Below are 3,229 nucleotides of genomic sequence, written 5' to 3' on the forward strand. Positions count from 1 at the left end.
TCCGGCCAGCCCAGGGCCTCGTCATAGATGAGGCCGCAGACCACACACAGCCAGGTCTTGAACATGTTGCTCACTCCCCCGCCACGCGAATGGCGACGTTCTTGGTGCGTACGTAGCTGTACAGCGCTTCCTGGCCCTTCTCACGGCCGAAGCCGGACAGGCCAACACCGCCAAATGGCGTTTCGATGCCACCGGCATACCACTCGTTGACGAATACCTGGCCAGCGCGCAGGCGCCGCACGCAGCGCATGGCACGGCTGATGTCCTGGGTGAAGACGCCAGCAACCAGACCGAAATCGGTGCCATTGGCAATCTCGATGGCCTGCTCTTCACTGTCGAAGGGGATAATCGCCAGTACCGGGCCGAACACCTCTTCCCGGGCGATGCACATGTCCGCACGCACGTCGCGAAACACCGTCGGACGCATGAAGTGCCCGGTCAGTTCGCTATGAGCCTCGCCACCGGTGGCCAGCACCGCACCTTCATCGACTGCGCGCCGACACAGGGTTTCGATTCCAGCGAGTTGAGCTGCACTGACAACCGGGGTGAGGTCCGGGTTGTCCTGGCCGAGGCCGACGCTGAGCCCTTCGGCCAGCTCGACCACCGCCTGGACGATGTCTTCGTAAATTTCGCGCTGCACCAGCAGGCGCGACATGGCCGAGCAGACCTGCCCGGCATTGAAGAAAATGCCGCTCTTGACGCTGGCCAGCAGTTGCTTGCGGTCGACATCGGCGAAGGCAATGGCGGCCGACTTGCCGCCCAGTTCCATGACGCTGGGAATGGCGTTGGCCGCCGCATCGCGAAGAATCGACTGGCCGGTAGGCACCGAGCCGGTGAAGACGATCTGGTCGACCTTGGCGCTGCTCACCAGATGCGCTCCAACCTCACGACCACGGCCGCAGATCAGGTTGATCGCACCCTGCGGCAAGCCAGCCTTGACGATGGCGCGTACCAGCACGCACATGCCCAGCGGCGACAGCTCCGGCGACTTGATCACCACCGCGTTGCCGGCCGCCAGCGCCGGCGCCAGGGAGCGCGCACAGATGGACACCGGAAAATTCCACGGCACGATCTGCGCCGACACGCCCATGGGGTCGTAGACGGTGAAATCCATGTAGCCGTTGCCCAGCGGGATAGAGGTGCCCTCGATCTTATCCGCCATGCCCGCGTAGTACTCGAAGTAGCGCGCGGCTTCGATGAACTCATCGCGGGCATCAGCGAGGCTCTTGCCATTTTCCTGGCACAGCACCCAGGCACCTTCGTCCGCCACCGCACGGATTTCCTCGGCAATGCGCAGCAGCCAGCTGACCCGCTGCGCCGGGCGGGCGCGGGTCAGCTCACCGCTGTCGGCGCAGCGACGTGCCGCCAGCAGCGCGCGCTCGGCGTCCTCGACACTGGCCTGGGCAATGGTCGCCAGCGGTCCGGCAGTACCGGGGTTGTTCACGCTCAGGTGCTGGGCGCTGTCGACCCAGTCACCATCGATGTAATTGAGCCAGTGAGAGGCGATCGGATACATGACGGCCTCCTCAGGCGTTCTGCGCGATGGTCAGCAACTTGCGCGCGGCCCACTGGTGGAAGTAGTGCGTCGGGATATCCATCTCCGGGGAGAACGCGCCGCCGCCGTAGCCCGGCGAATGACGGCCCTTCTGCATGCCTTCGACCGAGGCGATGTCTTCGGCGAACACCACTTTCCACGATTCCAGAATGGCGTTGCGGCAAGCGGCGTACTCGTCGCTCAGCGCCTCGTCACCCACGTAGAACAGGCGCAGGTGCTCGATGGTACGGCCCGGTGCAACCGGTTCCAGTTGCATGGCGAAGGCATGGTCGGCCTGGATTCCCAGCAGCACATTGGGGAAGAAGGCCACGTACTCGGCGTTGCGCAGGCGGTCCTGCGGCCAGCTGGGGAACTGCGGCAAGTGGGTGCCGGCAACATCGGAGAGGTTGTAGGCGTAGCTGCCCTGGCCGGCGAACTGCTCGTCGAAGAGGATGTTGTAGTGATCCTCAAGGCGCGAATATGTATTCAGACTCGGGTGCACCCACGGCAGGTGGTACGCCTCGCAGTAGTTCTCCACGGCCAGCTTCCAGTTACAGGCGATGTCGAGGGTGGTCGAGTCCATGTTGGCGCGGCGGCGCATCAGGCTCATGCCGTCATCACCGAGGAACTGGCTCCAGCGCGCGGTCAGCGGCGCCAGCATCTCTTCCAGCGGCTGCGCGTCACCGGACAGGTTGACGAACACCATGTCCATCCAGATGGCGCTGCGGATGGCCTTGAGACCATGCTTCTCGCAGGCAAAACGCTCGTCCTTGTGCTTGTCGATACCGCCAACGTGCGGCGTGCCCTTGAGACCGCCGTTGAGGTCATAGGTCCAGGAGTGGTACGGGCAGCGAATCACGCCCTGCACGGTGCCAGCCTCTTCCACCAGCTTCATGCCACGGTGGCTGCAGACGTTGTGGAACACCTGCACCTGGCCTTCACGGTTGCGCATCAGCAACAGCGGCAGGCCCATGAAGTCGACCGGTTTTACCGAACCGTTCTGGCTCAGATCGCTGGCGAAGCCGACGCAGGCCCAAGTCGTGCCCATGATCTGATCGCGTTCGAGCTCAAACAGCTTCTGGTCGGTGTAGAACGCGTTGGACAGGCCGGTGGCTTCATGAATCGGTGCGAGTATGGTTTCCAGCTGGTGCACTGGGATTTGCTGAGATGTGGCTTGAGTCATTGTTGTTATCCCCTGCAAGGCACGGTGGTGGTAATCGGCAGGCCTTCGGGCGCTGCTCGTTGGTCACCAGTGTCGAAAAGCAGGGGATTGTTCGACAAACGATTTTTGCGGCAACATTTATGACTAAAAATCATAAATATAAGTGAGGCTCAGTTAGCCAGCCCAGAAAATCCGCAGACTGATACATGTCGTGGGCTCATCGACTCATGACGAGAAATGGCTTGTACCGCGCTGTCGCCGGTGCCATCTTGCCGTCACTGCGCAACGCCCTGCAGGCACTTGTCAACCCGGCAAGCGCTGCCTGCTGCGCAGCGGTTCTACGCCAACAGCCGCGAAACCGCCCTTCTCACTGATCGCCCGCGCTACGGGTAATGTACGAGCTGCCTCAGGCCAAAAGCCTGCGGCAGCTTCGCTTCAACCCGCCTGAGCCTCGTCACCAGGCGTGCTGGCGACCTGCTCCATCAACCAGTTGCGAAAGCGCTGCACACTCTGCCGACTGCTGCGCCCCAGGG

2 protein-coding genes are annotated in these 3,229 nt (G+C 62.7%); both read right to left on the bottom strand.

What is annotated here, in order from left to right:
• Positions 1-70 precede the first annotated feature (70 nt).
• Positions 71-1,516: an aldehyde dehydrogenase family protein gene (locus J0A65_RS21875; RefSeq protein WP_206596444.1), complete on the bottom strand. Its 1,446-nt coding sequence runs from the start codon at positions 1,514-1,516 to the stop codon at positions 71-73.
• Positions 1,517-1,526: 10 nt separating this feature from the next.
• Positions 1,527-2,687 carry an aromatic ring-hydroxylating oxygenase subunit alpha gene (locus J0A65_RS21880; RefSeq protein WP_047591399.1) on the bottom strand — a complete coding sequence of 387 codons (1,161 nt, stop codon included), beginning with the start codon at positions 2,685-2,687 and terminating at the stop codon, positions 1,527-1,529.
• Positions 2,688-3,229: the final 542 nt, after the last annotated feature.

It is taken from the genome of Bowmanella yangjiangensis (assembly GCF_017255015.1).
In the GTDB taxonomy this organism is placed as follows: domain Bacteria; phylum Pseudomonadota; class Gammaproteobacteria; order Enterobacterales; family Alteromonadaceae; genus Bowmanella; species Bowmanella yangjiangensis.